This window comes from Brevibacillus sp. YAE8 (genome assembly GCF_057543335.1).
In genome coordinates this window covers 1-512 of sequence record NZ_BAAIYG010000188.1, presented here as the reverse complement: position 1 = coordinate 512, position 512 = coordinate 1, and the positions used below count along the sequence as shown (strand labels likewise).

The window sequence follows — 512 nt, the reverse complement described above, 5'->3', positions numbered from 1 at the left end:
ACGTAAGATTGTGTTTGTTTAAAAAATCTTTGACACTTTTCACAATGTCCTCCTCACAATGAGCAGGTATTTTAAAGATATTCATATCCTAACACTTTCAACCCCTCCAAGCAAAGAAGAAGCATAGGCTCTGCAGTTTGCGCCATTCAGATTAAGAAAAAGATAATATAGGCGAAATAAAGCGCTAAAACACTGATCACGATAAGCGTTGTTTCAAATAACCCCCCCGACTTAGCCGGTTTCTGTTTTGGGGTATATCGCGTCTTCGTTATTTTTCCTTGGCGCGGTTTTTGCTGTCTTTGTCGTGTGGCAGGCTGCGGTGATGCTTTTATAGGCTGTTTTCTTTGTGCTGCTTTTTGCCCCGCGTCTAGCATATCCTTCTTCATTTCATCTGCGGATTGATATTCTCCGTTCAAGGCTGAAAAAAGCACTTTTTTATACTTTTGAAGCAGCGGGTTTCCTTCGATGAGAGACCTAAGCTGTTCTTTGGGCTGGTTCGTTTTCTTAAATTC

1 pseudogene is annotated in these 512 nt (G+C 41.2%); it reads right to left on the bottom strand.

The window, feature by feature from the left end:
• Positions 1-146: 146 nt before the first annotated feature.
• Positions 147-512: pseudogene (gene prkT / locus AC27IT_RS28310) on the bottom strand (serine/threonine protein kinase PrkT); the annotation flags it as partial.